Raw genomic sequence first — 1,126 nt, 5'->3', positions numbered from 1 at the left:
TCCGGCGATCGCCACGAACCCAGTGATCGCGAATGGCCAAACCTGAACGCCAACGAGGATGTTCCGAATGGTTTGGATCATTGGCTTATCCGACGCTGCCCTCCAAGGAGATCGAGATCAGCTTCTGCGCCTCGACCGCGAACTCCATCGGGAGCTGCTGCAGCACGTCCTTGACGAAGCCGTTGACGACGAGGCCGACCGCCTCCTCTTGGCTCAGCCCGCGCTGCACGCAGTAGAACAGGACATCCTCGGAGATCTTCGAGGTCGTCGCCTCGTGCTCGAACGTCGCCGACGAGTTCTTCGCCTCGACGTAAGGCACGGTGTGCGCGCCGCATTTGTCGCCGATCAAAAGCGAGTCGCAGGCGGTGTAGTTGCGCGCGCCGGTGGCTTTGCGGTGCGCGGTCACGAGGCCGCGATAGGTGTTCTGCGACTTGCCGGCAGCGATGCCCTTGGAGATGATCCGGCTCGAGGTGTTCTTGCCGAGATGGATCATCTTGGTGCCGCTGTCGACCTGCTGGTAACCGTTCGAGATCGCGATCGAGTAGAACTCGCCGCGCGAATTGTCGCCGCGCAGGATGCAGCTCGGATATTTCCAGGTGATGGCGGAGCCGGTCTCGACCTGGGTCCAGGAAATCTTCGAGTGGTCGCCACGGCAATCGCCACGCTTGGTGACGAAGTTGTAGATGCCGCCCTTGCCTTCCGAGTTGCCGGGATACCAGTTCTGCACCGTCGAATATTTGATCTCGGCGTCATCGAGCGCGACCAGTTCGACCACGGCAGCGTGCAATTGATTCTCGTCGCGCTGCGGCGCGGTGCAGCCTTCGAGGTAGCTCACATACGAGCCCTTGTCGGCGATGATCAGCGTGCGCTCGAACTGGCCGGTGTTGCGCTCGTTGATGCGGAAATAGGTCGACAATTCCATCGGACAGCGCACGCCCGGCGGCACATAGACGAACGAGCCGTCGGAGAACACGGCCGAGTTCAGGGTGGCGAAGAAGTTATCCGACGTCGGCACCACGCTGCCGAGATACTTCCGCACCAGCTCAGGGTGCTCGCGGATCGCTTCCGAGATCGGCATGAAGATCACGCCGGCCTTCTTCAATTCCTTCTGGAAGGTGGTCGCAAC

At 61.3% G+C, this 1,126-nt stretch carries 1 protein-coding gene; it reads right to left on the bottom strand.

Going from position 1 to position 1,126, the window contains the following annotated elements:
• Positions 1–85 precede the first annotated feature (85 nt).
• The coding region (sufB, locus tag AC5ZGW_RS46350) for a Fe-S cluster assembly protein SufB (protein WP_496114176.1) at positions 86–1,126 on the bottom strand (1,041 nt) is incomplete at its 5' end.

Source organism: Bradyrhizobium sp. Crot121, from assembly GCF_059512385.1.
Note: the sequence above shows the minus strand (reverse complement) of the source record. Positions and strands in the feature narration are given on the sequence as shown.